Origin of the sequence: Mesobaculum littorinae (assembly GCF_004011175.1) — a bacterium.
Classification (GTDB): Bacteria; Pseudomonadota; Alphaproteobacteria; order Rhodobacterales; family Rhodobacteraceae; genus Tranquillimonas; species Tranquillimonas littorinae.
Map to the genome: position 1 here is coordinate 884,307 of NZ_RQXX01000001.1, position 23,968 is coordinate 908,274.

25 protein-coding genes are annotated in these 23,968 nt (G+C 69.4%); 16 read left to right on the forward strand and 9 right to left on the reverse strand.

Annotation, left to right across the window (positions count from 1 at the left end; all coding sequences use genetic code 11):
- Positions 1-168 precede the first annotated feature (168 nt).
- From EKE94_RS04045 to EKE94_RS04055, 3 genes are read left to right on the forward strand one after another with little or no spacing between them, the layout of a single operon-like run.
- On the forward strand, positions 169-1,380 hold the full coding sequence (locus EKE94_RS04045; RefSeq protein ID WP_235855885.1) for a bifunctional 2-C-methyl-D-erythritol 4-phosphate cytidylyltransferase/2-C-methyl-D-erythritol 2,4-cyclodiphosphate synthase: 1,212 nt from the start codon (positions 169-171) through the stop codon (positions 1,378-1,380).
- Positions 1,377-1,868: a phosphatidylglycerophosphatase A family protein gene (locus tag EKE94_RS04050; RefSeq protein WP_127905292.1), complete on the forward strand. Its 492-nt coding sequence runs from the start codon at positions 1,377-1,379 to the stop codon at positions 1,866-1,868. The genes EKE94_RS04045 and EKE94_RS04050 overlap by 4 nt, the downstream gene beginning before the upstream one ends.
- A complete protein-coding gene (locus EKE94_RS04055; RefSeq protein WP_268878270.1) occupies positions 1,865-2,380 on the forward strand; it encodes a CinA family protein in 516 nt (171 codons plus the stop codon). Before EKE94_RS04050 ends, EKE94_RS04055 begins: the two co-directional genes overlap by 4 nt.
- Before the next feature lie 108 nt (positions 2,381-2,488).
- Here EKE94_RS04055 and EKE94_RS04060 read toward each other — a convergent pair whose 3' ends face one another.
- Positions 2,489-2,935, reverse strand: coding sequence for a type II toxin-antitoxin system RatA family toxin (locus EKE94_RS04060; RefSeq protein ID WP_127905294.1), 447 nt, complete (start codon positions 2,933-2,935; stop codon positions 2,489-2,491).
- 65 nt (positions 2,936-3,000) lie between these two features.
- Between EKE94_RS04060 and hpt the strand changes: the two genes are divergently transcribed.
- The 4 genes from hpt to EKE94_RS04080 all read left to right on the forward strand — a co-directional run bounded on the left by hpt (position 3,001) and on the right by EKE94_RS04080 (position 5,403).
- Positions 3,001-3,549, forward strand: a complete 549-nt coding sequence (gene hpt, locus EKE94_RS04065; protein WP_127905295.1) for a hypoxanthine phosphoribosyltransferase — start codon at positions 3,001-3,003, stop codon at positions 3,547-3,549.
- Positions 3,550-3,565: 16 nt separating this feature from the next.
- Complete coding sequence (locus tag EKE94_RS04070; RefSeq protein WP_127905296.1) at positions 3,566-3,748, forward strand: hypothetical protein; 183 nt, start codon at positions 3,566-3,568, stop codon at positions 3,746-3,748.
- Positions 3,749-3,858: 110 nt separating this feature from the next.
- On the forward strand, positions 3,859-4,359 hold the full coding sequence (locus EKE94_RS04075; RefSeq protein ID WP_127905297.1) for a c-type cytochrome: 501 nt from the start codon (positions 3,859-3,861) through the stop codon (positions 4,357-4,359).
- Between the two features lie 93 nt (positions 4,360-4,452).
- Positions 4,453-5,403 carry a cytochrome c gene (locus tag EKE94_RS04080; RefSeq protein ID WP_127905298.1) on the forward strand — a complete coding sequence of 317 codons (951 nt, stop codon included), beginning with the start codon at positions 4,453-4,455 and terminating at the stop codon, positions 5,401-5,403.
- Between the two features lie 94 nt (positions 5,404-5,497).
- Here EKE94_RS04080 and lipA read toward each other — a convergent pair whose 3' ends face one another.
- On the reverse strand, positions 5,498-6,451 hold the full coding sequence (gene lipA / locus EKE94_RS04085) for a lipoyl synthase (protein WP_127905299.1): 954 nt from the start codon (positions 6,449-6,451) through the stop codon (positions 5,498-5,500).
- Positions 6,452-6,718: 267 nt separating this feature from the next.
- Complete coding sequence (locus EKE94_RS04090) at positions 6,719-7,654, reverse strand: LysR substrate-binding domain-containing protein (protein ID WP_127905300.1); 936 nt, start codon at positions 7,652-7,654, stop codon at positions 6,719-6,721.
- Between the two features lie 105 nt (positions 7,655-7,759).
- Here EKE94_RS04090 and EKE94_RS04095 point away from each other — a divergent pair, with 105 nt between their 5' ends.
- Positions 7,760-9,250: a catalase gene (locus tag EKE94_RS04095; RefSeq protein ID WP_127905301.1), complete on the forward strand. Its 1,491-nt coding sequence runs from the start codon at positions 7,760-7,762 to the stop codon at positions 9,248-9,250.
- Positions 9,251-9,505: 255 nt separating this feature from the next.
- Here the strand turns inward: EKE94_RS04095 and EKE94_RS04100 are convergent, their stop codons facing one another.
- The gene (locus EKE94_RS04100) at positions 9,506-10,705 is read right to left on the reverse strand and encodes a DUF6456 domain-containing protein (RefSeq protein ID WP_127905302.1); all 1,200 of its coding nucleotides are present in this window, start codon (positions 10,703-10,705) and stop codon (positions 9,506-9,508) included.
- Between the two features lie 237 nt (positions 10,706-10,942).
- Between EKE94_RS04100 and EKE94_RS04105 the strand changes: the two genes are divergently transcribed.
- Positions 10,943-11,227: a DUF6477 family protein gene (locus tag EKE94_RS04105; protein WP_235855886.1), complete on the forward strand. Its 285-nt coding sequence runs from the start codon at positions 10,943-10,945 to the stop codon at positions 11,225-11,227.
- 260 nt (positions 11,228-11,487) lie between these two features.
- Here the strand turns inward: EKE94_RS04105 and EKE94_RS04110 are convergent, their stop codons facing one another.
- On the reverse strand, positions 11,488-13,023 hold the full coding sequence (locus tag EKE94_RS04110) for a trimethylamine methyltransferase family protein (protein WP_127905303.1): 1,536 nt from the start codon (positions 13,021-13,023) through the stop codon (positions 11,488-11,490).
- A gap of 308 nt (positions 13,024-13,331) precedes the next feature.
- Here EKE94_RS04110 and guaA point away from each other — a divergent pair, with 308 nt between their 5' ends.
- The 5 genes from guaA (at position 13,332) to EKE94_RS04135 (ending at position 18,023) form a co-directional block, all read left to right on the forward strand.
- On the forward strand, positions 13,332-14,900 hold the full coding sequence (gene guaA / locus EKE94_RS04115; RefSeq protein ID WP_127905304.1) for a glutamine-hydrolyzing GMP synthase: 1,569 nt from the start codon (positions 13,332-13,334) through the stop codon (positions 14,898-14,900).
- On the forward strand, positions 14,897-15,550 hold the full coding sequence (locus EKE94_RS04120; protein ID WP_164870817.1) for a YdcF family protein: 654 nt from the start codon (positions 14,897-14,899) through the stop codon (positions 15,548-15,550). Before guaA ends, EKE94_RS04120 begins: the two co-directional genes overlap by 4 nt.
- A 61-nt stretch (positions 15,551-15,611) precedes the next feature.
- Entirely contained in the window at positions 15,612-15,893 is a 282-nt protein-coding gene (locus tag EKE94_RS04125) for a putative quinol monooxygenase (RefSeq protein WP_127905306.1), read from the forward strand.
- Complete coding sequence (locus EKE94_RS04130) at positions 15,886-16,827, forward strand: DMT family transporter (protein WP_407940863.1); 942 nt, start codon at positions 15,886-15,888, stop codon at positions 16,825-16,827. The genes EKE94_RS04125 and EKE94_RS04130 overlap by 8 nt, the downstream gene beginning before the upstream one ends.
- 92 nt (positions 16,828-16,919) lie before the next feature.
- Positions 16,920-18,023 carry an OmpP1/FadL family transporter gene (locus tag EKE94_RS04135; RefSeq protein WP_127905307.1) on the forward strand — a complete coding sequence of 368 codons (1,104 nt, stop codon included), beginning with the start codon at positions 16,920-16,922 and terminating at the stop codon, positions 18,021-18,023.
- Positions 18,024-18,230: 207 nt separating this feature from the next.
- On the opposite strand, the gene EKE94_RS04140 is transcribed toward EKE94_RS04135, so the two are convergent.
- The 4 genes from EKE94_RS04140 to EKE94_RS04155 are packed head-to-tail and all read right to left on the reverse strand — an operon-like array spanning position 18,231 to position 21,374.
- Complete coding sequence (locus EKE94_RS04140) at positions 18,231-18,902, reverse strand: alpha/beta hydrolase (RefSeq protein ID WP_127905308.1); 672 nt, start codon at positions 18,900-18,902, stop codon at positions 18,231-18,233.
- The gene (locus EKE94_RS04145; protein WP_127905309.1) at positions 18,899-19,534 is read right to left on the reverse strand and encodes a DNA-3-methyladenine glycosylase family protein; all 636 of its coding nucleotides are present in this window, start codon (positions 19,532-19,534) and stop codon (positions 18,899-18,901) included. Before EKE94_RS04145 ends, EKE94_RS04140 begins: the two co-directional genes overlap by 4 nt.
- Positions 19,531-20,313: a cobalt-precorrin-6A reductase gene (locus EKE94_RS04150; protein WP_235855887.1), complete on the reverse strand. Its 783-nt coding sequence runs from the start codon at positions 20,311-20,313 to the stop codon at positions 19,531-19,533. Before EKE94_RS04150 ends, EKE94_RS04145 begins: the two co-directional genes overlap by 4 nt.
- Entirely contained in the window at positions 20,310-21,374 is a 1,065-nt protein-coding gene (locus EKE94_RS04155) for a cobalt-precorrin-5B (C(1))-methyltransferase (protein WP_127905475.1), read from the reverse strand. The genes EKE94_RS04150 and EKE94_RS04155 overlap by 4 nt, the downstream gene beginning before the upstream one ends.
- Before the next feature lie 381 nt (positions 21,375-21,755).
- Here EKE94_RS04155 and cobA point away from each other — a divergent pair, with 381 nt between their 5' ends.
- Positions 21,756-22,631, forward strand: a complete 876-nt coding sequence (cobA, locus tag EKE94_RS04160; protein ID WP_127905310.1) for a uroporphyrinogen-III C-methyltransferase — start codon at positions 21,756-21,758, stop codon at positions 22,629-22,631.
- A 5-nt stretch (positions 22,632-22,636) separates the two neighbouring features.
- Entirely contained in the window at positions 22,637-23,968 is a 1,332-nt protein-coding gene (locus tag EKE94_RS04165) for a cobyrinate a,c-diamide synthase (protein ID WP_127905311.1), read from the forward strand.

A 23,968-nucleotide genomic window follows, 5' to 3' on the forward strand; every position in this document is an offset into this window, starting at 1 on the left:
CTTGTGCAATTGCCGCAACTGTTATCGAGCCGTCGGGACCTTGGCAAATACCCGCCCCCGGTGCGCAGGATCGGAATCGACAATTGCCCAAACTTTGGGCAGTTGCGTCCGCAAGAACGGCGGGTTTGATCTACGCGCGACCATCCCGCGCCTAAAAGGAGCCTTGGAATGCAGCACCCCGCGATGACCGAGGTCGTCATTGTCGCCGCCGGACGCGGTCGCCGGGCGGGCGGACCTTTCGCCAAGCAATGGCAGACGCTGCGCGGCCGCCGGATCGCCGACCTGACGCTCGACGCATTTCTCGCCGCTCCGGGGATCGGCCGGATCGCCGTGGTGCTGCATCCCGACGACCTGCCGCTGGCCGAGCCCTGGACAGAGAATCCGCGCGTGCTGGCGGTGCCGGGCGGCGACACGCGGGCCGACAGCGTGCGCCGGGGGCTCGAAGCACTGGCGCCCGGGGCCGCGGCCGACGCCCGCGTCCTGATCCACGATGTCGCGCGACCGCTCGTGTCGCACGCGCTGATCGCCCGGGTGATCGCGGCGCTGCAGGCCGCGCCCGGCGCGGCGCCGGCGCTTCCGGTGACCGATGCGCTGTGGCGCGGTGACGGGGACGACGACAGCACCGGCAACCGAACCGGCGTTGGCACCGGCATCGGCATCGGCGCCCGCGTCGTCGGCACGGTCGACCGAACCGGGCTGTTCCGGGCCCAGACCCCGCAGGGGTTTCACCTCGACGCCATCCTGCGGGCGCACCGCGTCCATCCCGGCGGCGCGGCGGACGATGTCGAGGTCGCGCGGGCCGCGGGGCTTGAAGTCGTCATCGTGGAAGGCGAAGAGAGGAACCTGAAGATCACCGCTCCGGGCGATTTCGCCCGCGCGCTGGGCATGATGGAGGCGGATCTGGATATTCGGACAGGCAATGGTTTCGACGTGCACGCCTTCGGTGACGGCGATCACGTGACGCTCTGCGGGGTCGCGGTGCCGCACGACCGCGGGCTTTCTGGCCACTCGGACGCCGATGTCGGCATGCATGCGCTGACCGACGCGATCTATGGCGCGCTAGCCGCGGGCGATATCGGGCGGCATTTTCCGCCCTCGGATCCGCAGTGGAAGGGCGCCGAAAGCCGGATCTTCCTGGCCCATGCCGCCGCTCTGGCGGCCGAGCGGGGCTACCGGATCGGCAATGCCGACGTCACGCTGATGTGCGAACGGCCCAAGATCGGCCCGCATGCCGATGCCATGGCCGCCGCGCTGGCCGGCATCCTCGGGACCGCCTCGGACCGGGTGAGCGTCAAGGCCACGACCACCGAACGGCTGGGCTTTACCGGCCGCGAGGAAGGGATCGCCGCCATGGCCACCGTCACGCTGGTGCAGGGATGAGCCGCCTCGTCGCAACCTTTCTCTACGTGGGCCTGCTGCGGCCCGCGCCGGGCACCTGGGGCTCGGCCGCGGCGATCCCGGTCGCGTGGCTCTTGCACTGGGCGGGCGGCTTTCCGCTGCTGACCGTTGCCACGCTGGTCGCGCTGGCCGCCGGCTATCCCGCGGCACGGGCCGAGGCCGCGCGGTCGGGCGATCACGACCCGTCGCACGTCGTGATCGACGAGGTCGTGGGCATGTGGATCGCGCTCTGGCCGCTGTCTGCCGGGCTGTGGTTCGCGGGGGCCGAGGCGCATGTCTTTCCCTGGCCGGGCTGGGTCGGCGGCTTCGTGATGTTCCGGCTCTTCGACATCTGGAAGCCCTGGCTGGTTGGCCGGTTGGACCGGCGCGGCGATACCGCCGGGCTGATGCTGGATGACGTGGTCGCGGGGATCATGGCCGCAGTGGTGGTCAGTATCGCCGCCGCCATCTCGCACGGGGTCCTGATGTGAGCGGCTCCGCCGGACCCGGCATACCCGCTCCCCATCCCGAGGACGTCCTGAAAGCGATGCGGGCCGCGGGCCTGCGGCTGGTGACCGCGGAAAGCTGCACCGGCGGGATGGTCTGCGCCGCCCTCACCGCCGTGCCGGGATCGTCCGACGTGGTCGAGGGCGGGATCGTGACCTATTCGAACGCGATGAAACGCAGCCATCTTGGCGTGTCCGAGACCAGCCTCGCCACCCATGGCGCGGTAAGTGAGGCCGTCGCAGAAGAGATGGCGGAGGGCGCCCGGGCCCGCTCCGGCGCCGATGTCGCGGTGTCGATCACCGGCATCGCCGGGCCCGGTGGCTCAGAGCACAAGCCCGAGGGGCGCGTGTGCTTTGCCATTGCCGGACCGGCTGGCACGCACAGCGGCACGCAGGAATTCGGCGCCATCGGCCGCGCCGAGGTGCGGCAGGCAAGCGTCGCGCACGCCCTGTCGCTGCTGCTGGACGCGGCCCAGAAGGTCGCTCCGGACCGTTGACCGGCGCCGCAGGCAGGCCGTGGCCCTTACGACCACGCTCGGCGACCGGTCAGCCAGCGCGCAGCCGGGCGGCACGGGATGGCTCAGGGGCGCCCGCCACCCCGGGCCTCAGTCGTAGAGCGCGGCGGCGCGGCGTTCGAAGGCCCGCACGATACGCTGCATCGCGTCGTTGAAGAACATCCCCGCCGCGCCCTGCAACAGCCTGTTCTTGAACTCGAAATCCACGAAGAACTTCACCTCGCAACCGCCTTCGGGCAGGTCGGTGAACCCCCATTTCGAGATCATGTGCTTGAACGGCCCATCCAGGTACTCGGTATCGATCCGCTTTTCGCCGGGCCACATCGTGACGCGGCTGGTGAAGCGTTCGCGGAACACCTTGAACGACACAACCAGATCGGCCTCCATGATCTCGGCCGCGCCCTCGGTTCTGGTGCTCTTGATCCGGGCCGCGGCGCACCACGGCAGAAACTCGGGGTAACTCTCGACATCGGCGACGAGCGTGTACATCTGATCTGCGCTATAGGGCAGTTTGCGGCTTTCGGCGTGTGTGGTCATGTCGTATCCGATGCTTGGTCGGTGCCGGGTGTCGGACAGCCCGGCCCGGAAATCAAGAGGAGCCCATGGCCGAGACAAGTTCACAGCCCGCCTACGTCATTGACGAGATGATCTCGGCCAAGGCCATCGCCGCCAAGATCGAGGAATTGTCGAAGGCGATCGAACGCACCTTCGCGGGTACCGAAAAGCTGGTGGTCGTCGGGCTCCTGCGCGGGTCCTTCGTGTTCATCGCCGACCTGGTGCGCGAGCTCGACCTCGACGTCGAGGTCGATTTCCTCGAAGCCTCCTCCTACGGCGATTCGATGGAAAGCTCGCGCGAGGTGCGGATCCTGAAGGACCTGCGCGGCGAAATCGCCGGGCGTGACGTGCTGGTCGTCGAGGACATCGTCGACACCGGCTATACCCTGGCCCACGTCGTGGGGTTTCTCAACGCGCGCGCGCCCAAGCGGCTGGAATCCATCGCCCTTCTCGACAAGCCCTCGCGCCGCGAGATCGAGGTCAAGGCGACCTGGACCGGCTTCGAGATCCCCGACGAATTCGTCGTGGGCTACGGAATCGACTACGCGCAACGCAACCGCAACCTGCCCTTCATCGGCAAGGTGCGGTTCACCTGATCGAGGGGGGCGCCCGATGAACTTCATGTGGTTTATGCGCGCCTCGAACTGGGCACGCCGGCCCCCGTCATGGGGCCGGGTCAAACTGGTGCTGGCGGTGATCGCCGTGTGCATCCTGCTGTTCGTCGTCGAACGCTACGTCGGCTGGCCCGACTGGATGACGACCGAAGGCCCCCGTGGCGGCCGCATCCTGCGATAGCGTCGGAAATATTTCACAACCCTGACGAAATCGTGAGGTTCTGTCGGGGCTCTTTCCACGTTAGCCTTTCTTCCGAGACACAGCCAAACGCCAGTCCCGGGAGAGTTTCCATGACCCATCGCGCCGCGCGCCTCTGCGCCCCGCTCTTCGCCGCCGCCGTCACAGCCGCCGTCACGACGTCGGCCCTGATCGGCACCGCCGGGCCCGCCATGGCCCAGGACGACCTGCCGCCCGCCGTCGCGGCGCGGCAGCACCACATGGATCTTTACGGCTTCAACCTCGCGCTGCTGGGCGGAATGGCCAAGGGCGAGATCGACTACGATGCGGACGCCGCGACCGGCGCCGCCGGCAACATCGCGGCGCTCGCCATGCTCGACCAGTCGGGCTACTGGCCCGAAGGCACGTCGTCCGACGACATCGAGGGGACGCGCGCCCTGCCCGCGATCTGGGAGAACATGGACGACTTCCAGTCCCATATCGACGCGCTGGCCGAAGCCGCCACCGCGCTGGAAGAGACCGCCGGCGACGGGGTCGAGGCGGTGCGCGCCGGGATGGGCGGCATCGGCAAGTCCTGCGGCGGATGCCACGAGGATTACCGCGTCTCGCGCTGAACGGGGCGCGCCTGCGGGGCGGCATGGTCGCCCCACGACGCGGTCAAGGGGGCGGCGCGCGCGGCCCCGCCATCTGGATGAAAGGACGCCTTGATGCGCCGTTGGCCGATCGCCCTTCTTCTTCTGATCTGCCTCGGCGCGGCCGCGTTCTGGTGGCTGACCCGCCCGCGCCCGCTGGCCGCCGATGCCATCGCGGGCCTGCAGGGCGATGCCGAGGCCGGCGCGCTGGTCTTTGCCGCGGGCGGCTGCGCCTCGTGCCACACCGCGCCCGGGGCGGAGGGATCCGCCGACGACGCGACCGCCGGAACCGCGGCTGCCGAGGACTCGCCGATCGTGCAGAGCGGGCCGGTGCTGGCCGGGGGCCAGGCCTTTGCGACCGAGTTCGGCACCTTCTACGCCCCCAATATCTCGTCCGATCCCGAGGCAGGCATCGGCGACTGGACCGACATCCAGATCGTCAACGCCGTGACGCGCGGGGTCTCGCCCGAGGGGCAGCATTACTACCCGGCCTTCCCCTATGCCGTCTATGGCCATGCGGATCTGGAAGATATCGTCGATCTCGTGGCCTACCTGCGCACCCTTCCCGCCGCGCAGACCGAGGTGCCGCCGCACGACGTGGGCTTTCCCTTTTCGCTGCGACGCGGGCTGGGCCTTTGGAAGCGCGCCTTCATCCCGACGGACTGGGTGGTGGCGGGCGACCTTTCCCCCCAGGCCGCGCGCGGCCGCTACCTGGCCGAGGCGCTGGCCCATTGCGGCGAATGCCACACGCCGCGCAACGCAGCCGGCGGTCTGGTCACCGCCGAATGGCTGGGCGGCGCAGAGAACCCCGACGGCCCGGGACGGATTCCCAACATCACGCCCGGCGGATTGGACTGGTCCGAAGCCGACATCGCCGAATACCTGACGTCGGGCTTCACGCCTGAATACGACACCGCGGGCGGTCAGATGGCCGAGGTGATCGAGAACCTCTCGGCCCTGCCGCAGGAAGACCGCGACGCGCTTGCCGCCTATCTCAAGGCCGTGCCGCCGGTCGCCCCCGACTGATCCTTTGAGTGGGTCCCCAAGGCCCCACAACGCACCGCCCCCGCGACCTCGCCACCCTACCGGGCGTCCGGCCCCGGGCCCGTCCGGCACCCGGTCAGGCGCCCAGACGCTCCAGCCTGGCGGCGCGCAGGCGGGCGAAGTCATCGCCGGCATGATAGGACGAGCGTGTCAGCGGCGTCGCCGACACCATCAGGAAACCCTTGCCGAACGCAGCCTTCTCGTAGCCCTTGAACTCTTCGGGCGTGACGAAGCGGTCGACGCGGTGGTGCTTCGAGGTCGGCTGCAGGTACTGGCCGATGGTCAGAAAGTCGATGTCGGCGGCGCGCATGTCATCCATCACCTGCCGCACCTCCTGCGCACCTTCGCCCAGGCCCACCATGATGCCCGACTTGGTAAAGATCGTCGGATCCAGCTCCTTTATCCGCTGCAACAGGCGCAGCGAATGGAAATAGCGCGCGCCCGGCCGGACCGAGGGGTAGAGCGCCGGCACGGTTTCGAGGTTGTGGTTGAAGACGTCCGGTTTCGCCGCGACCACGACCTCCAGCGCGCCGGGCGCGGATTTCAGGAAGTCGGGTGTCAGGATCTCGATCGTCGTGCCCGGCGCCTGCCTGCGGATCGCGCGGATCGTCTGGGCGAAATGCTCAGCGCCGCCATCCTCGACATCGTCGCGGTCGACGCTGGTGATGACGACGTGGTTCAGCCCCAGCTTCTTGACCGCATCCGCCACGCGCCCCGGTTCAAAGACGTCCAGCGCATCGGGCCGCCCCGTCGCGACGTTGCAGAAGGTGCAGCCGCGGGTACAGATCTCGCCCATGATCATCATGGTCGCGTGACCCTGGCTCCAGCATTCGCCGACATTGGGGCAACCGGCCTCTTCGCAGACGGTCGACAGCTTGTGTTCGCGCATGATCTCGCGCGTCTGCTGGTAACCGGCGCCCGACGGCGCGCGGACGCGGATCCAGTCGGGCTTCTTCGGCTGGGCGTTGTCGGGGCGGTGCGCCTTTTCAGGGTGCCGCTGGTCGGGGATGGAAAGATCGCGCGGTCGCATATCGGGACTCCGTCGTGCCGTCGGTTTCACCTAGGCATTTTCCAGCCACAAGTCCAACCCCGCCAGACGCCGGGTGCATGGCAGGCATGCCGTTGCCGGGGTCAGCGCCGCGCAGGTCTCTGCCGGTTGCCACGGCCTGCCGCGACCGCAGCCGGCGGTGCAGGATATGGCCGTCGCTCCCGATCGCGATCACGTCCGGGGGGCTCTCCGGCCCCTCCGCCTGCGCCGCGCGCGATTGGTCCCTATCCCCGGCGGAAGCCCGGGCATCTACGGCGCAACGGGCACCAGATCGCGCGCCCGGGCCACAAGCGTGCTGCCAGCGTCGCGCAGCAGGCCCGCAAGATCGGCGGCCCAGGCGCCATCGCCGCCGCCACGATGGACAAGCGCCAGGTCGCGCTGCGGCTCGGGCGCCGCGAAGCGCATCAGGCGCAGGCCCCGGGCCGCCGCGGCCTCGGTCCGGACGGCCAGTTCCGGCAGCAGCGTCAGGCCGAAGCCCTCGCTGACCAGCCCGCAAAGCGTCGACAGCGACGAGGCGCCAAGATCCACCTGCCGCCGCGCAGGGATCCCGCAGACCTCGAGCGCCTGATCGGCAAGGCAATGCCCCTCGTCCAGCAGCAGAAGCTGCTCGGGCACCAGGTCATGGGGGCTTAACCGGGCGGCCTGATGCGCCCAGGTCTGCAACCGCTGTTCGGATCCCGCCAACAGGAACCGGTCCGACAGGAAGGGGATCGCCTCGAACCCCGGGGCGGGCACAGGCAGGGCCAGGATCGCCGCATCGATCTGGCCCCGCCCCAGCGCCTCGACCAGCGCGTCGGTCTGTGCTTCGCGCACCCGGATGTCCAACGTCAGGTCGCGCGCCCGGATCCGGGTCAGGACATCGGGCAGCAGGTAGGGCGCGACCGTCGGGATGACGCCCAGATGCAACCGTCCCGATAGCCCGTCATGCCAGCGCACCGCCTGCTCCAGGTCGCCGACCTCGGCCAGGATGCGGCGGGCGCGCGCCAGAACCTCCTGCCCCCGCCGCGTCAGCCGGATTGTCCGCGGCAGACGGTCGACAAGCGGCGCGCCAAGATGCGTTTCAAGATCGCGGATCTGCGCCGAGAGTGCGGGTTGGCTGACGTGAACCGCCTGCGCCGCCGTCCCGAACCCGCCGGTTTCGGCCAGCGCGACGAAGTAATGCAGCTGCTTGAGAGTAATTGCCATAAGGAAAACCTATCGCAAATCTCAGTAAATCCAATTTTTATTTATTCCAACTCTCGAGCTATTCTCCCGCCCAAGAGCCCGAATGTGATTCCAAGGAGGATAGCCATGGCCGACAGACCCCGTCTGACAACATCCGCCGGCGCGCCGCTCGCCAGCAACCAGAACTCGAAGACGGTGGGCGCCAACGGCCCCGTCCTGCTGGAAGACTACCAGCTGATCGAAAAGCTCGCCCACCAGAACCGCGAGCGTATCCCCGAGCGTGTGGTTCACGCCAAGGGCTGGGGCGCCTATGGAACCCTGACCGTGACCGAGGATGTCAGCAAGTACACGCGCGCCAAGGCGCTGCAGCCCGGAACCAAGACCGAGATGCTGGCGCGGTTCTCGACCGTGGCCGGTGAACAGGGCGCGGCGGATGCCGAACGCGACGTGCGTGGCTTTTCGCTGAAGTTCTACACCGAGGAGGGCAACTGGGACCTCGTGGGCAACAACACGCCCGTGTTCTTCGTCGCCGATCCCTACAAGTTCCCCGACTTCATCCACACGCAGAAGCGGCATCCCCGCACCAACATGCGCTCGGCCACCGCGATGTGGGATTTCTGGTCGCTCTGCCCCGAATCGCTGCACCAGGTCACGATCCTGATGTCCGACCGCGGCCTGCCCGTCAGCCCGATGCACATGAACGGCTATGGCAGCCACACCTTCAGCCTGTGGAACGACGCGGGCGAACGCTACTGGGTGAAGTTCCACTTCAAGACCCGGCAGGGCCACAAGCACCTCACTAACGAAGAGGCGGTCGAGGTCGTGGGCAATTCGCGCGAGACCTACCAGGAGCAGCTGTTCGGCTCGATCGAAGATGGCCAGTTCCCCAAGTGGGACATGTACATCCAGGTCATGCCCGAGATGGAGGCCGAGGAGTTCGAGAAGAAGACCGGCTGGTCGGCTTTCGATCTCACCAAGGTCTGGCCGCACGGGGACTATCCGCTGATCAAGGTCGGCGAGCTTGAGCTGAACCGCAACCCTGACAACTACTTCGCGGAAATCGAGCAATCGGCCTTCAACCCCAGCAACGTCGTGCCGGGCATCGGCTTCTCGCCCGACAAGATGCTGCAGGGGCGGCTGTTCTCGTATCCCGACGCGCACCGCTACCGGATCGGCACGCATTACGAGAGTCTCGAGGTCAACAAGCCGCGCTGCCCGGTGGCCCATTATCACCGCGACGGCACCATGCCCTTCGGGCTGAAGACCAACCCCGACGCGTATTACGAGCCGAACTCCTTCGGCGGCCCGGTGGAGGATCCGTCGGTCGAAGAGCCGCCGCACCGCTATGCGGGCCAGGTCGGCCGCCACGAATACCGCGCCAATGCCGATCACTACTCGCAGCCCCGCGCGCTGTTTACGATGTTCGACGCGGGCCAGCGCGACCGGTTGTTCCGCAACATCGCGGGTGCGATGGCGGGCGTCCCGTCCGAGATCGTCGAACGGCAGTTGGGTCATTTCGAGAAGATCGATCCGGCCTATGCCGAGGGTGTCCGCACCGCCATCGCGGCCCATGCCGAGGACAACCCGTCGGCCAGCACCAGCCACGCGGCCGAATAACGCCGGACCGCGCTCAGCGCACGGCGGCGGCGCCCGGGAAACCGGGCGCCGTTCTTCGTTTCCGGGACCACCCCACCGGGGAGTGACGCCGGTCTAACCATGGCCCGCGGCGCCACGGACATCAGGTCTGCAGGCAGGCTCTCGAGCCCCGCGAGCGCAGTCATGCAAACCTCCCGTAGCTCCATTTACATTCAAGCCGAGATGCCTCCAGTTCGCGGCTGAAAACGGTCCGCCGGACCGTTTGCCGGGCGCCGCTCACCCCACCAGCGGTGTGCGGCCTCCGTGTTTCTCATCGTAGTGCCGCAGAAGGCGCTGCAGCGCGATCCGCAAGACGATCTTGCCCGACCGGGCCGCCCAGCCCAGACGCCTCTCGACCGCCTCCATGCCTTCCAGGTAGCAGCAGGTGCGCAGGACCACGTCGCCGAGGCCCGGCCCCAGATCTGCAAGCGCCTCGGTCACCCGGGCCCGCGCGCCCTCGGGTCCGCGGCCCGCGGGGTCGCCCCAGTTGCCGCCCTGGGTGCCGGCGGTCAGGAACCGGTCCCAGTTCTGCGTCACCCGCGGGCCCATCTGCGCCAGTTCGAAATCCTCGCGCAGACGTTCACCGGCGGCGACCAGGTCGGGCGACAGGAACCGCCGCCCGTCGCGGTCACGCCGCCGCGCCAGCAAAGCCAGCGGGCTTTCGGCCATGTTCCCCCGCCCGACGCGGGGCACGGCGTCCTCCTCTCGGGCAGCGAACTCTCGGTGCTGGTCGGCAAAGGGCGCGTCGGCCCCGCCCTCCTCGGCCAGCATCCGCTTCAGCGCGATCCGGCCCGTGGCCGACAGGACATAACGCGACACGCGCCCGGTCGAGCGGACGGCGATCCAGTCGCGCAACGCCAGCGCCTCGGCCAGACCGCGCGAGACGACCGCCGTGCGCACCGGACCCTCGGGCGCATCGCGCACCACGATCGCGCTTTCCATGCCGGGCGCCAGGGCCAGGCTCGAGTCGGGCTCGGCCAGCCGCCGCATGATCCGCAACGCCTCGTGCTCGAAGCCCTCGTCCTCGGGGCCGGGCGCGGTGTTCCGGGCCGACGCCGCCGGGGCCTGACGCGAAGACGATGCGGTCCGGGCATCGACCTTTCCCGGGTGCTGCGACCGCGGCGCGGGCGGCACGGTGTCGGTGATCGCGCCGGTGTCGACGGGGCGCGGCTGCGGAACGCGGATGGTATCTTGCTTGGGCATAGAGCCTCCGGTATCGGCACCCGCCGCGCAAAGGCGGTCGAGCGCGTGGTCGATCAGAGGATCGTCGCGGGAGGCCTCGACCTTCCGGATGCGACGCAGCATCGTCGACGGGTGGCAGCCGTGGCGCTGCGCCAGCTTGCGCAGCGATGTGCCGCCCTCGACATGCTCAAGATACAACTGTGCCCTCTCCGGCAGCCATGACGGCGCCGGACCGGCGGGTCTTTGCATACCCATTTGCGATCCCCCAACAATACCTGCCCGGACGGGCCGAATGATGTCCCACACACCACGATCAGCCTTTGCGGCTTTGGTTAGCGGAAGCTTAATGTCCGGTCAGTCAGGTCAAATTGTTCTAAAATCGTTAACAATATCGGGGGGCATCGCGCGCAGGTTGCATGGCTCCCGCAACACCCCCGCAGGACGGGTCATCCTTCGTCCCGATTGCTGATCGAGATCCGAAGGAGAGCGATAATGATGACCCGCGACACCCTGTCCCTCACCGGCCTGCGCCGGCCCCGCCTGCTGATCCGCGCCGCCCGTCACGCGCTTGCCGATTACGACCGCGGGCGTGTGCTGCGCCGCCTGCTGCCCGGTGTCACAGGCGCTGGCGCACGCGTGGTCGCCCGGCTGTGCGCCGCCGAGGTCGAGCTGGAAGAGAGCCGCAAGAGCGGCGCGTGCTACGACGCATCGCGGCATATCGAGGTTCTGACCGCGCTGATGGCCGAAGCCGCCCTGCTGCCCCGCCGCACCGCCTGAGCCGGGAAAGCTGCGCGCCGGGTTCTTTCCGGCGCGCATATCGGGCCGGTCGCGGACCGTCCGAGGCGATCGGTCCCGGCACCTGCCGTTAACGAATTCTGGCGCTCAGTGGCGTTTCACGGCCGGCTCGGCCCGATGCCGCGCGATCGCGGATGTCGACCGCGATCGGGCGTGCCGGCGGTCCGCCACACCTGTTCAATCACCCCACGGCCCGCGGTGCCGGCGCCCGTCCCGAGGACGCGAGGCGCGCGGTTGCGCCCTCAGGCAAAGCTGTCGGTGATCTCGGATTTCCGGCGGGCGACGTAGGCGTCGAGCGCCTCGCTGATGCCCGGATCCAGCGGCGGTTGGACATAGTCGCCCAGCAACTTCGACACGCGGGCGGCAGCGATCTTGGGCGTGTCCCGCGCGCCGTCTTCGACCCACGTCTCGTAGGGTTTGTAGTCCAGCACCTCGCTGCGCCAGAACGCGTCCTTGAAATTGCGCTGGGTGTGGCTGCACCCTAGGTAGTGCCCGCCCGGCCCGACCTCGCGGATTGCGTCCATCGCCTGCGCCTCCTCCGACATGTCCACGCCGGCGGCGAGGCGGTGAAGGATGCCAAGCTGATCGGCATCCATCACGAACTTTTCGAACGAGGCGACCAGCCCGCCTTCGAGCCAGCCACACGCGTGCAGCATGAAGTTCACGCCGGACAGGAGCCCCATGTTGAGGCTGTTCGACGTTTCGTAGGCGGCCTGCGCATCCGGAAGCTTGGCCCCGGTGAAGGCCCCGGCCGACCGGTAGGGCAGCCCCAGCCGGCGGGCCAGCTGGCCCATGCCATAGGTGATCTGGCTGGCTTCGGGCGTCCCGAAGGTCGGCGCACCCGAGTTCATGTCGATCGAGGTGACAAAGGTCCCCGCGATCACCGGGGCGCCGGGGCGGACGAGTTGCGAATAGGCGACGCCGGCCATCACCTCGGCCAGCACCTGGGTGAGCGTGCCCGCGACGCTGGCCGGTGCCATCGCGCCGCCCACCACGAAGGGCGATATGATGGCGGCCTGGTTGGCCTCGGCGTAGACCTCGAGCGCGCCCATCATCGTGGCGTCGAAGGTCAGCGGCGAGTTGATGTTGATGAGCGAGGTCATCGCTGTGCGACCCTCGAGCGGGCCGAAGAGGATCTCGCACATCTCGACGGAATCGCGGGCGCGCGAGGGTTCGGTGACGGAACCCATGAAGGGTTTGTCCGACAACGTCATGTGCGCGTGCAGCATGTCGAGGTGGCGTTTGCTGACGGGGATGTCGGTGGGCTCGCACACCGTGCCGCCCGAATGGTGCAGCCATTTCGACATGTACCCCAGCTTCACGAAGCTGCGGAAATCCTCGATCGTGGCATAGCGGCGGCCGCCGTCGACGTCGTGAACGAAGGGTGGGCCATAGACCGGGGCCAGCACCAGATTGCGGCCCCCGACCTCGACATTACGCTCGGGATTGCGGGCGATCTGGGTGAAATGCGCGGGCGCGGTTGCGCACAGCTTGCGGGCCAGCCCGCGGGGCAGTCGCACCCGCTCGCCTTCGACCTCGGCCCCGGCGGCGCGCCAGCGGTCCAGCGCGGCGGGATTTTCGGCGAAGGTGACGCCGATCTCGGCAAGGACGGTTTCGGCGTTGGTCTCGATGATCTCGAGCGCCTCGGCGTTCAGAATCTCGAGGTCGGGGATCGCGCGTTCGATGTACCGCGCCGCCTCAATCCTGACCGCGCTGCGTTCAGCCCGCCGTGCGGCGCCGCCACCGCCCCGTGCCCGTCTGCGCCCCTGATCAGTCATGCCGCGCCACCTTCCCTCGTGATCCGTCCCTTGCGATCTGTCCCGCCTTCTACCTGCATGGCGTCAGGGGGTCATGTGCGGTTTGCGCCGCTTGGGTCGCAGAAACGACATCGACGCGACGGACTGCGACATTGTGCCCGGCCCGCCGTCGCGACCGCGGGGGTTTTCCACCCCCGCACCCCCGGAGAGTATTTGCAAAGAGAAGAATGGACGGTTCGGAGAGGCAGACCCGGCAGCTTTCCGGGCCCTGGTCCGGGCGCGGCCGCGCAGGCTTGCGCCGGGGGACGGCGCTCAGTAACAGAAGCGGCATGATAGCCTCAGATTCCCACGACCTCTGCCTTGTCATCGACTTCGGGTCGCAAGTCACGCAGCTTATCGCGCGTCGGCTTCGCGAAGCCTCGGTCTTTTGCGAGATCCGCCCCTATCAGTCCGTCGACGACGCGCTGCTCGATGACCTTCGGCCCAAGGCAGTGATCCTGTCGGGCGGCCCCGCCAGCGTGCGCGATGCGGAGAGCCCGCGGGCCCCGCAGAAGGTGTTCGAACTGGGCGTACCGGTGCTGGGCATCTGCTATGGTCAGCAGGTGATGATCGAACAGCTGGGGGGACGGGTCGAGGGCGGGCATCACCGCGAGTTCGGCCGCGCCTTCGTCGAACCCGCAGGGGCGCATCGCGAGGATTCGATCTTTGCCGGGCTCTTCGGCACGGGGCGCGAAGAGGTGTGGATGAGCCATGGCGACCGGGTCACCGACCTGGCGCCCGGCTTCGAGATCCTCGGCAAGTCGCCCAACGCGCCCTATGCCATGATCGCCGATTACGACCGCAACTTCTTTGCCGTGCAGTTCCATCCCGAAGTGCATCACACGCCGAACGGCCGCAAGCTGCTGGAGAACTTCACCCGGCTTGCCGGGTTCAAGGGCGACTGGACGATGGGCGCCTACCGCGAGGAGGCCATCGCAAAGATCCGCGAGCAGGTGGGCGATGCCAAGGTGATCTGCGGCCTGTCGGGCGGTGTCGACAGCTCTGTCGCCGCCGTGCTGATCCACGAGGCGATCGGCGACCAGCTGACCTGCGTCTTCGTCGACCACGGCCTTCTACGGCTGGGCGAGGCCGAGGAAGTGGTCACGATGTTCCGCGATCACTACAACATCCCCCTCGTCCATGCCGACGAGAGCGAGCTGTTCCTGGGCGAGCTCGACGGCGTCAGCGACCCCGAGGAGAAGCGCAAGACCATCGGCCGGCTTTTCATCGACGTGTTCCAGAAGCATGCCGATGAGATCGACGGCGCGAAGTTCCTGGCGCAGGGGACGCTTTACCCCGACGTGATCGAATCCGTCAGCTTCTCGGGCGGGCCGTCGGTCACGATCAAGAGCCACCACAACGTGGGCGGCCTGCCCGAGAAGATGGGGCTGAAGCTGGTCGAGCCGCTGCGCGAGCTTTTCAAGGACGAGGTGCGGGCGCTGGGACGCGAGCTGGGCCTGCCGCAGAGCTTCATCGGCCGCCATCCCTTTCCGGGGCCGGGCCTTGCCATCCGCTGCCCCGGCGAGATCACGCGCGAGAAGCTCGAGATCCTGCGCCAGGCGGACGCGGTCTTCATCGACCAGATCCGGCGGCACGGGCTTTACGACGACATCTGGCAGGCCTTCGTGGCGATCCTGCCCGTGCGCACCGTGGGCGTCATGGGCGACGGCCGCTCCTATGATTTCGCCTGCGCGCTGCGCGCGGTGACAAGCGTCGACGGGATGACCGCCGACTACTATCCTTTCACGCACGAGTTCCTAGGCGAGACTGCGACCCGGATCATCAATGAGGTGAACGGCATCAACCGCGTCACCTACGACGTGACCTCGAAGCCCCCGGGCACCATCGAGTGGGAGTGACCCGGGCGCTGCGGCGCCTGGCAATCCTGATCTTCGTGATCTGGGCCCTACCCGCCGCGACGGCGGCGTATTTCGCGACGCTCTGGACCCCGCCGGCGATCCCCGAGGACCTGGGCGCCGTTGTCGTTCTGTCGGCCGGGGTGCCGCCGGACGGGCGCATCCTGGGCCAGACCAAGGCGCGGACCGAAACCGGGGTCGCGCTGGTGGCGGCAGTCGCCGAAGGTGCCGCGGCGCCGGCCATCATCTTTTCGGGCGGACGCGGAGGCATGGATCCCGCGGCCAAGGGCACGCTGATGCTGGACCATGCGCGTGCCATGGGGCTGAGCACCGATCGCGCACGAGCCGAGACGGGGTCGCACTCGACCCTGCAGAACGCACTTCTCTCCGCGCCGCTGCTGCCGCGGGACGGGCGGCCCGTCGCAATCGTCACCCATCGCTATCACCTGCCGCGCAGCTGGGCGTCCTTTCGCTGGGCCGGGGTGCGGCCGCTGGTACTGGTGCCCGCCGACCCCGCGGGCGCGCCCGTGGAATGGCGCGACATCGCGATGGAGGGGATCAAGCTGCCGGTGAACGCCGCGCGCGCCCTGCTCTTCGACGTGCTGGAGGCACTGGGGCTGTCCGTGGATGCGACGCTGCCGCTTCTGGACTAGCCCCTTGCCGCGGGTCCGGGTTGCGCCTACGCCCGGGAGTGCGGGGAAGAGGAGAACGCCGATGCCGACCACCACGCTCACGGGCAAGCTGACCTGCAGCACCATGGCCGAGGCCGAGCGGGTCTGCGAACTGCTGCCCCGGCACATCGAACTGACCCGCGCCGAACCGGGCGTCCTGCAGTTCGACTTCACCGTGGACCCCGAGGATCCTCTGGTCTTTCACGTCAGCGAAAGCTTCGTCGACCGCGACGCCCTGACGGCGCACCAGAACAGGACGGCCGCATCGGACTGGGGGCGGCAGACGGCCGGCATCCCGCGCCATTACGAGGTGCAGGATGTCTGACCACGCGCCCCCCGCAGCCTCTGCCCTGCCTGCGGACCGGACTGAAAGCCGCGGCCGCGCGGCGCTCTGGATGGCGGGGGCGGTGGTGTCGTTCTCGTCGATGGCCGTCGCCGGGCGCGAGGTGTCGTTCGAGCTCGATACATTCGAGACGATGACCTACCGCTCGGTGATCGGGCTGGCGATCATCTGCACCGTGCTGGTGTTGACCGGGCGCACGGGCGAGGTGCGCAGCCGGTATCTTCCGATGCATGCGCTGCGCAATGTCTTCCATTTCACGGGGCAGAACCTTTGGTTCTTTGCGCTGACGGCGATTCCGTTGGCGCAGGTCTTCGCGCTGGAATTCACCTCGCCCATCTGGGTGGTCCTCCTGGCTCCGCTGTTTTTGTCCGAACGCCTGACGCGCCGCCGTATCGCGGTTGCGCTCGCGGGGTTCGTCGGCATCCTCATCGTCGCGCGCCCCGATCCGCAGCAGATCGACCCCGGTATCCTCGCCGCCGTCACCGCCGCCATGGGCTTTGCCGGGACCGCGGTGATGACCAAGCTGCTGACCCGTCGCGACACGACGCTGTGCATCCTGTTCTGGCTGACCGCGATGCAGACCGTCTTCGGCGTTGTCTGTGCCGGGATCGACGGCAACATCGCCCTGCCCTCGCCCACGACGCTGCCCCTGCTGATCATCATTGGCTGCGCCGGGCTTGCCGCGCATTTCTGCCTGACGACCGCGCTCGGGATTGCGCCTGCGACCATCGTCATGCCGATGGATTTTGCCCGGCTTCCCGTAATCGCGATCGTCGGCATGATCCTCTACGACGAACCGCTCGATATCATGGTCCTGATCGGGGCCGTTATCATCTTCGGTTCGAACTACCTAAACCTTAGGGCCGAGTCGCGCATGCAACCGGTGCGCGAGAGCCGCGATGCGACGACCCCGTGACACGCGACGCAACGTAACTAATTGACGCAACTCGGCCCCCGCCGCCAGCATATCGGCAGGGGCCCGCTCTTCCCGGGCCCGGGGAGGAAATCATGCAATACCTGTTCACGGGCCTTGCCGGCCTTGCGATCGTCAGTGCCGGTGCCGCCGGGGCGGCCGGCATCGAACGCGCCCGCACGCCCATCGACGTCCTTTTCGAAGAGGGCAACCACGTCCAGTTCAGCTTTTCCTACGTCGATCCGTCGGTCGACGGCACCTATGCCGCGCCGCTGGGCGGTGGCGACACGGGCGACGCGCTGGAAAGCTACCTGAACGCCGGGGTCGCCCTGAAATACCAGTTCAGCGATCGGCTGTCGGGCATGGTCGCGCTGGGTCAGCCCTATGGCGCCGACGCCAGCTATAGCGAGGGGATCTATACCGGCCTCGCGGCCGAGTGGGACTCGACCTCGCTTACCGGGATCCTTAAATACGAGTTCAACGACAATATCTCGGTCTATGGTGGCCCGCGCATCGTAAAGTCGCAGGCCGAAATCGACATCCCGCCCGCGCTGATCGGCGCGGCGACCGGGGTGCCCGTGGCCTATAACGCCGGCGGTGATCCCGACACCGACGTGGGCTATGTACTGGGCGCGGCCTATTCGCGGCCCGACATCGCCCTGCGCGTGGGTTTGACCTACGAATCCGCCATCACCCACGAATTCGACAGTGTCGAGACGGTGGGCGGCGTGGCCACCGACACCACGACCGAGGTCGAGCTGCCGCAGTCGCTGACGCTGGACTTCCAGACCGGCGTCGCGCCCAAGACACTGCTTTTCGGGTCGGTCCGCTGGTCCGAGTGGTCCGAGTGGCAGGTCGCCCCGCCGGTCTATCTCGGCGCCGCTGGCCAGCCCGTCACCGGCTTCGACCACGACGTCTTTGCCTACTCGCTGGGTCTGGGCCGCCAGCTGACCGACGACCTGTCGGTCTTTGCCCGCGTGGGCTACGAGACCTCGGAAGATACCGAGATGACGCGGCTGTCGCCCATCGACGGGCGCACCAGCTTCGGCATCGGCGGCAGCTACCAGGTGTCCGAGGCGACCGAGATCACCGCCGGCATCGAATACATCCGCCTCGGCGACGCCTTCGACAGCACCGGCACGACATACGAGGACAACTCGGCCCTCGGCATCGGTGTGCAGATCGGCATGAAGTTCTGAGCATCTGCCGGGCCGCAAGGCCCGGCTCCAACCCCGCGGTGCCGTGCGCAAGCTCCGGGACCCGGGGCCACTTCTGTTCGGGCTCTAACTCCCCGGGGGCCAAGACCGCGTCCGCCCGGTTCCATCCGGGCCTGAGCGGCTTCGGCCCTATGCGGTCGGGTGGCCCCGCGGACCCCGGGCCCGCCGGGCATTGCCCGACCGATCCCCTCAGTCCTCTTCCAGCCCCAGGCGATTGCGCATGAAGGCCAGCGCGACCTGAAGCCCGTCGGGCGCGATGCCGTGGGCCATGCCCTTCATCACGTGCGCATAGACGTCGAAACCGGCCGCCTGCAGGTGCTCGGCCGCCTCTGGCATGGCCGCTGGTGGCACGACCTCGTCCGAATCGCCATGCACCAGCAGCACCGGCGGGCGCGAGACGGCCTCGTCGGCCAAAAGCTCGGGCTGCAAAAGCCGCCCCGAGATGCCGACGATGCCCGCGACCTCGTCCGGCCGACGCGGCGCCACGAACAAAGCCATCATCGTGCCCTGAGAAAAGCCGAAGAGGATCATCCGGTCGGCGGTCAGGCCCTCGTCCTCGAGCACCTGGTCGAGATAGGCGTCGAGGTCCGACACCGCCTGCGCCATGCCCTGCGCCGCCGCCTCTTCCGAAGATCCGTCGATCCACGGGATCGGGAACCACTGGAACCCCATCGGATTGCCGACGCAGGCCTCGGGCGCATCGGGGGCCACGAAGACCGTGTCGGGCATGTAGTCGGTCAGCGGATCGGCAAGACTGAGCAGATCCGCCCCGTCGGCGCCGTAGCCATGCAGGAACACGACGACCTGCCGCGCTGTTCCTGGCGCCGGTCCGCGCCGCTTGGTTTCCAGAACCCGTGTCATCCGATCCCCTTCCGCCCGGTTTCGTGTCGGTAGTAGGCCCAGAGCGCCCGCGCCGCAACGCCCCGCCAAGGCGACCACGCCTGTGCCATGCGCCGCAACTCGGGCTCGCGCGGGCGATGCGGCAGGTCAAAGGCGCGGCGCGCGGCCTCCTGCAATGCCAGGTCGCCCGCCGCCAGCACGTCCGCACGCCCCAGCGCGAACATCGCGTAGATCTCGGCGGTCCAGCGTCCGATCCCCGGCAGCGCGGTCAGCCGGGCCACGACCTCGGCATCCGGCAGATCGCGCAGGGCGTCGTAATCCGGCGCCGCGGCCGCGATTCCCTGCAGGTACCGCGCCTTGGGCCGCGACACGCCGCAGGCGGTCAGCGCCTCTTCCCCGGCCGCGACGATCGCCACGGGGTCGAGCAGCCCCGCACCCTCAAGCCGCGCGCGGATCGCCGCCGCCGCACCGACGCTGATCTGCTGGCCCAGCACCGCGTCGGCCAGCGCACCGAACCCTTCGGGCCTGCGCCGAAGCGGCAGCGGTCCGGCACAGGCAAGTACGTTGGCAAAGCGCGGTTCGACGGCGACCAGCGCCGCAGCGCCCTCCTCCAGGCAGGCGGGCCCCTCGATCAGCCGCCCCACGGCGCTCATTCCCCCACCCCTTCAATCCATGCCAAGGCATCTGCCACGGTACCGACGCCGGGGCCCGCTGGCAGTGTTGGGCGGCGGATCATCGCGACCGGCAGCGCCATGTCGCGCGCGGCGGCAAGCTTGGCCGCGCTCGCCGCGCCGCCCGCGTTCTTGGTCAGCACCCAGTCGATGCCGAGGCGGGCGAACAACGCCGCCTCCTCGCCCGCCGTCGCGCCGGGGCGGCCCAGCACGTAGTCGCCGTCATAGGGAAAGGGCGTATCGGGCCGGGCGATCTGGCGCAGGTAGAGCCGCCGCCCCGGCAGCGCCGCCAACGCCGGCAACGCCTGCCGCCCCAGCGCGGCAAAGACCCGCGCGCCCGGCGGGATCACCGCCGCCGCCCCGGCCACGTCAGCAACCTCGTGCCAGCGGTCGCCGACGCCCGGACGCCACTCTGGGCGCAGAAGGCGCAGGCAGGGAAGACCACGCTCGGCCGCGATCAGGGCGGTGCGCTGCGAGATATGCGTGGCAAAGGGATGCGTGGCGTCGATGATCGCGTGGATCCTTTCTGCATCGAGGTAGGCGGCAAAGCCCGCGGCGCCGCCGAAACCGCCCCGCCGGGTGGGCAGGGCAAGGGCGGCGGGATCCTCGGTCACCCCCGCCAGCGACGCGACCGCCGCGATGTCGCGCGCGGCCAGCGCCCGGGCCAGGGCACGCGCCTCGGCCGTGCCGGCGAGCAGAAGGACCGGGCCGGGCAGCCTGGGACGCGCGTCGTCCCGAAGATCCGGCCGTACCACGGTCACGCCCCGGCCCGCGCGAGAATGGCGCCCCCCCGATCGCAGACCACGACCTCGGCCCCGATGGGGGCGTCGCCGATCATGCGCGACAGCTCGGCCAGCGCGCCATGGGCCACGGCCTCGGTCAGCGGCGGGCCCGCGATGCCGACCGCTTCGAGCACTGTGCCCGCGCCCGCCACCTCGGCCACGCCGCAGCGGCGCGCGAGGTCGGCAAAATCGACCTGCGCGCGTTTCGAATGCAGGTCGCGCGCCCCCTGGGCCAGCTTTGCCAGCTTCGCCACCCCGCCGCCCACGGTCAGTTGCGGCACGGGATGACGAACGAGGTACTTGACCATGCCGCCGACGAAATCCCCCATGTCCAGCATGGCATGATCGGGTAGCCCGTGCAGCGCCTGCACCGCGGCTTCGCTTTGCGCGCCGGTGCAGCCCGCGACGCGCGGCAGGCCCGCAGCACGCGCGACGTCGATGCCGCGATGGATCGAGGCGATCCACGCCGCGCAGGAAAAGGGCCGCACCACCCCCGTCGTTCCCAGAATCGAGATGCCGCCCTCGATCCCCAGCCGCGGGTTCCACGTCTTGCGGGCCAGCGCCGCGCCCCCGGGAACCGAGATCGTCACCCGGATATCCGGCGCGCGGCCAAGCGCTTCGGCAAGTCGCACGACCTCGCCCGCGATCATCTGGCGCGGGACGGGGTTGATCGCGGGCTCTCCCGGCGGGATCGGAAGGCCCGGCCGGGTGACCCGGCCCACGCCCTCGCCCGCCGCGAAGCCGACCCCGCCGGGGGCCGCGGCGACCCGCGCGATGATGAGCGCGCCATGCGTCACGTCGGGATCGTCGCCCGCATCCTTGACGACTCCCGCCTCGGCCCAGGCGGTGCCATCGTCGGCCTCCCCCGCATCGGCATGGGCAAGCGGCCAGACCGGGCGTTCGCCCCGCGGCAAGGTGATCGACACCTCCTGCGGAAACGCCCCGCCCCAAAGCCGCATCAATGCCGCCCGCGTCGCGGCGGCGGCGCAGGCGCCCGTGGTCCAGCCCCGGCGCAACTCTCTGGACGGCGCGTCCTTCATCGCGGGCCAGTATAGTCGCACGGCGGGACGGCGCCAATCGGCTGGCGCCATGGACGGCGCATCTTGGGTCGCACGTCTTGCACCGCATGGCTCGGGCGACCCTCCCACGGTGGGCCCGAGAGCGTACCCGGCGCGGCGGATCCGCGCGTCCCGGCCAGGCGTCCGGACCAGGCGTCGGGGGGAGGTCGCGGCGCGATCGGCACCGGCGGCAGCGTCCTCACCGGCGGGCCTGTCCCCCGGGCGGCATGACCTGCGCGGCCGGCCCCAGTGCTTGCCGGAATGTGCCTGCACGGATTTGCTTGCACGAATGCCGCAGCCGCCCGCCCCGCGGTCGCATCCGGGCTTTGCGCCCGAAGCCTCTGCGGGCATAAGCTATGGCTCATGTCAGACCGCCCGCCCGACTCGCCGCGCTTTCCCGATCGCCTGCCCGCCGGGCCCTGGCCCGAACTGCGCCCCGGATGGGTATGGCTGTGCGGCGCGGGGCCGGGCGATCCGGGACTGCTGACGCTGCACGCACTCAACGCCCTCTCGCAGGCGGACGTCGTGGTCTACGACGCGCTGGTGGAACCCGCGATCCTCGACTGGGCACCGGGGGCCGAGCACATCTATGCCGGCAAGCGCGGCGGCAAACCCTCGGCCAAGCAGCGCGACATCTCGTTGCGGCTGATCGAGCTGGCCCGGGCCGGTCGCCGCGTGCTGCGGCTTAAGGGCGGCGATCCCTTCGTTTTCGGCCGCGGCGGAGAAGAGGCGCAGACGCTGATCCAGCATGGCGTGCCGGTGCGCATCGTGCCTGGGATCAGCGCGGGGATCGGCGGGCTGGCCTATGCGGGCATCCCGGTCACCCACCGCGACGTCAACCAGTCGGTGACCTTCGTCACCGGGCACGACCAGACGGGCGAGGCGCCATCGGCGCTGGACTGGGCCGCGATTTCGAAGGGCAGCGGCGTGCTGGTGATCTACATGGGGATCAAGCATATCGCGCGGATCACGCAGGCCCTGCGCGATGCGGGCCGGCCCGGGGACGAACCCGTGGCCGTGGTCTGCGCCGCCACCACCCGCGACCAGCACGTGATCGAAACCACCCTCGCCGCCTGCGCGGAGGATATCGCCGCGCAGGGGGCCGAGCCGCCGGCGATCATCTGCGTCGGCCGGTCGGTTCTGATGCGGCAGGTGCTGGACTGGCAGGCGCTGGAAGCCGGCGCCGCCCCGCGCGACACCGATCCGCTGGGGCGCGACAGCACCTCTGCCAGCGCCTGAGCGTCATGCCCGGCCTGATCCTGTCCGCCCCCGCGTCCGGCAGCGGCAAGACCACGGTGACGCTGGGCCTTCTGCGCGCCTTCGCCCAGTCCGGTGCCGAGGTGCGTGGCGCGAAATCCGGGCCCGACTACATCGACCCCCGGTTTCACGAGGCCGCCTGCGGTCGACCCTGCCCGAACCTCGACGCCTGGGCGATGGGCTCCGCCCAGATCCGCGCGCTGGCCGCGGGGCCGGGCTTGCTGCTGATCGAAGGCGCGATGGGCCTCTTCGACGGCGCCCCGCCCGACGGACGCGGCGCGACGGCGGATCTGGCCCGCCAGCTGTCCCTGCCCGTCGTCCTGGTGATCGACGCGGGACGCATGGCGCAATCGGTGGCGCCGCTGGCCGCGGGCTTTGCCCGGCACGATCCGCAGGTCCGCGTGGCCGGCGTGATCCTGAACCGCGTCGGGTCGGACAAGCACGCCGCGATGCTGCGCAGTGCGCTTTCCGGTGTCGGGCTGCCGGTGCTGGGAGAGCTGCGGCGCGACGCGGGCCTTGCGCACCCCTCCCGCCACCTGGGCCTGGTGCAGGCGGGTGAGCGGCCCGACCTCGATGCCTTTCTCGACCGGGCCGCGCGGGCGGTCACGGCGGGGGTGGACCTTGCCGCCCTTACCGAGCTTGCGGGCCCCATGCCCGATCTCGGCTCCGCGCACTCGGCGCCTACTTCGGGGCCGACCGCGGGGCCGACCCCGCCGCCGCCCGCCCAGACGATCGCTCTGGCACAGGACGGGGCCTTTGCCTTTGCCTATCCGCACCACCTGGCGGAATGGCACGCCGCTGGCGCCGAGATCCGCCCGTTTTCGCCACTGGCCGACGATTTGGTGCCCGAGGCCGACCTGACCCTTCTGCCCGGCGGCTACCCCGAGCTGCATGCCCCCCGGCTGGCCGCCGCCACGACCTTCCTGTCCAGCCTGCGTCACGTGGCGGCGCGCGGGGCGGTCTACGGCGAATGCGGCGGCTACATGGTACTGGGCAAGGCGCTGATAGACGCCGAGGGCCGGCGCCACCAAATGGCAGGGCTTCTGCCCCTCGTCACCAGCTTCGAACGGCGCAGGCTGAGCCTGGGCTATCGCCGGGTGACGGCGGCGTCGGGGCCGATGCCCGGGGTCTGGCGCGCGCACGAGTTCCACTACGCGACCGAGGTCGAGGCCCGGGGCGCGCCGCTTTTCACCGCGCAGGATGCCGAGGGCACGGCCCTGCCGCCCATGGGCCTGATCCAGGATCGCGTCGCGGGCAGCTTCGCGCATCTGATCGCCCGCGACACCGGCGACCTTCCCTTTCCCGAGGCGGGGAACTAG

Coding starts and splice junctions, on each gene's coding strand:
- EKE94_RS04165 (WP_127905311.1), top strand. CDS start 22,637: ATGCCCGGCCTGATCCTGTCCGCCCCCGCGTCCGGCAGCGGCAAGACC.
- EKE94_RS04095 (WP_127905301.1), top strand. CDS start 7,760: ATGGCCGACAGACCCCGTCTGACAACATCCGCCGGCGCGCCGCTCGCC.
- EKE94_RS04140 (WP_127905308.1), bottom strand. CDS start 18,902: ATGACACGGGTTCTGGAAACCAAGCGGCGCGGACCGGCGCCAGGAACA.
- lipA (WP_127905299.1), bottom strand. CDS start 6,451: ATGCGACCGCGCGATCTTTCCATCCCCGACCAGCGGCACCCTGAAAAG.
- EKE94_RS04130 (WP_407940863.1), top strand. CDS start 15,886: ATGTCTGACCACGCGCCCCCCGCAGCCTCTGCCCTGCCTGCGGACCGG.
- EKE94_RS04090 (WP_127905300.1), bottom strand. CDS start 7,654: ATGGCAATTACTCTCAAGCAGCTGCATTACTTCGTCGCGCTGGCCGAA.
- EKE94_RS04100 (WP_127905302.1), bottom strand. CDS start 10,705: ATGGGTATGCAAAGACCCGCCGGTCCGGCGCCGTCATGGCTGCCGGAG.
- EKE94_RS04080 (WP_127905298.1), top strand. CDS start 4,453: ATGCGCCGTTGGCCGATCGCCCTTCTTCTTCTGATCTGCCTCGGCGCG.
- EKE94_RS04070 (WP_127905296.1), top strand. CDS start 3,566: ATGAACTTCATGTGGTTTATGCGCGCCTCGAACTGGGCACGCCGGCCC.
- EKE94_RS04050 (WP_127905292.1), top strand. CDS start 1,377: ATGAGCCGCCTCGTCGCAACCTTTCTCTACGTGGGCCTGCTGCGGCCC.
- EKE94_RS04145 (WP_127905309.1), bottom strand. CDS start 19,534: ATGAGCGCCGTGGGGCGGCTGATCGAGGGGCCCGCCTGCCTGGAGGAG.
- EKE94_RS04125 (WP_127905306.1), top strand. CDS start 15,612: ATGCCGACCACCACGCTCACGGGCAAGCTGACCTGCAGCACCATGGCC.
- EKE94_RS04105 (WP_235855886.1), top strand. CDS start 10,943: ATGATGACCCGCGACACCCTGTCCCTCACCGGCCTGCGCCGGCCCCGC.
- EKE94_RS04135 (WP_127905307.1), top strand. CDS start 16,920: ATGCAATACCTGTTCACGGGCCTTGCCGGCCTTGCGATCGTCAGTGCC.
- guaA (WP_127905304.1), top strand. CDS start 13,332: ATGATAGCCTCAGATTCCCACGACCTCTGCCTTGTCATCGACTTCGGG.
- hpt (WP_127905295.1), top strand. CDS start 3,001: ATGGCCGAGACAAGTTCACAGCCCGCCTACGTCATTGACGAGATGATC.
- EKE94_RS04045 (WP_235855885.1), top strand. CDS start 169: ATGCAGCACCCCGCGATGACCGAGGTCGTCATTGTCGCCGCCGGACGC.
- cobA (WP_127905310.1), top strand. CDS start 21,756: ATGTCAGACCGCCCGCCCGACTCGCCGCGCTTTCCCGATCGCCTGCCC.
- EKE94_RS04110 (WP_127905303.1), bottom strand. CDS start 13,023: ATGACTGATCAGGGGCGCAGACGGGCACGGGGCGGTGGCGGCGCCGCA.
- EKE94_RS04060 (WP_127905294.1), bottom strand. CDS start 2,935: ATGACCACACACGCCGAAAGCCGCAAACTGCCCTATAGCGCAGATCAG.
- EKE94_RS04075 (WP_127905297.1), top strand. CDS start 3,859: ATGACCCATCGCGCCGCGCGCCTCTGCGCCCCGCTCTTCGCCGCCGCC.
- EKE94_RS04155 (WP_127905475.1), bottom strand. CDS start 21,374: ATGAAGGACGCGCCGTCCAGAGAGTTGCGCCGGGGCTGGACCACGGGC.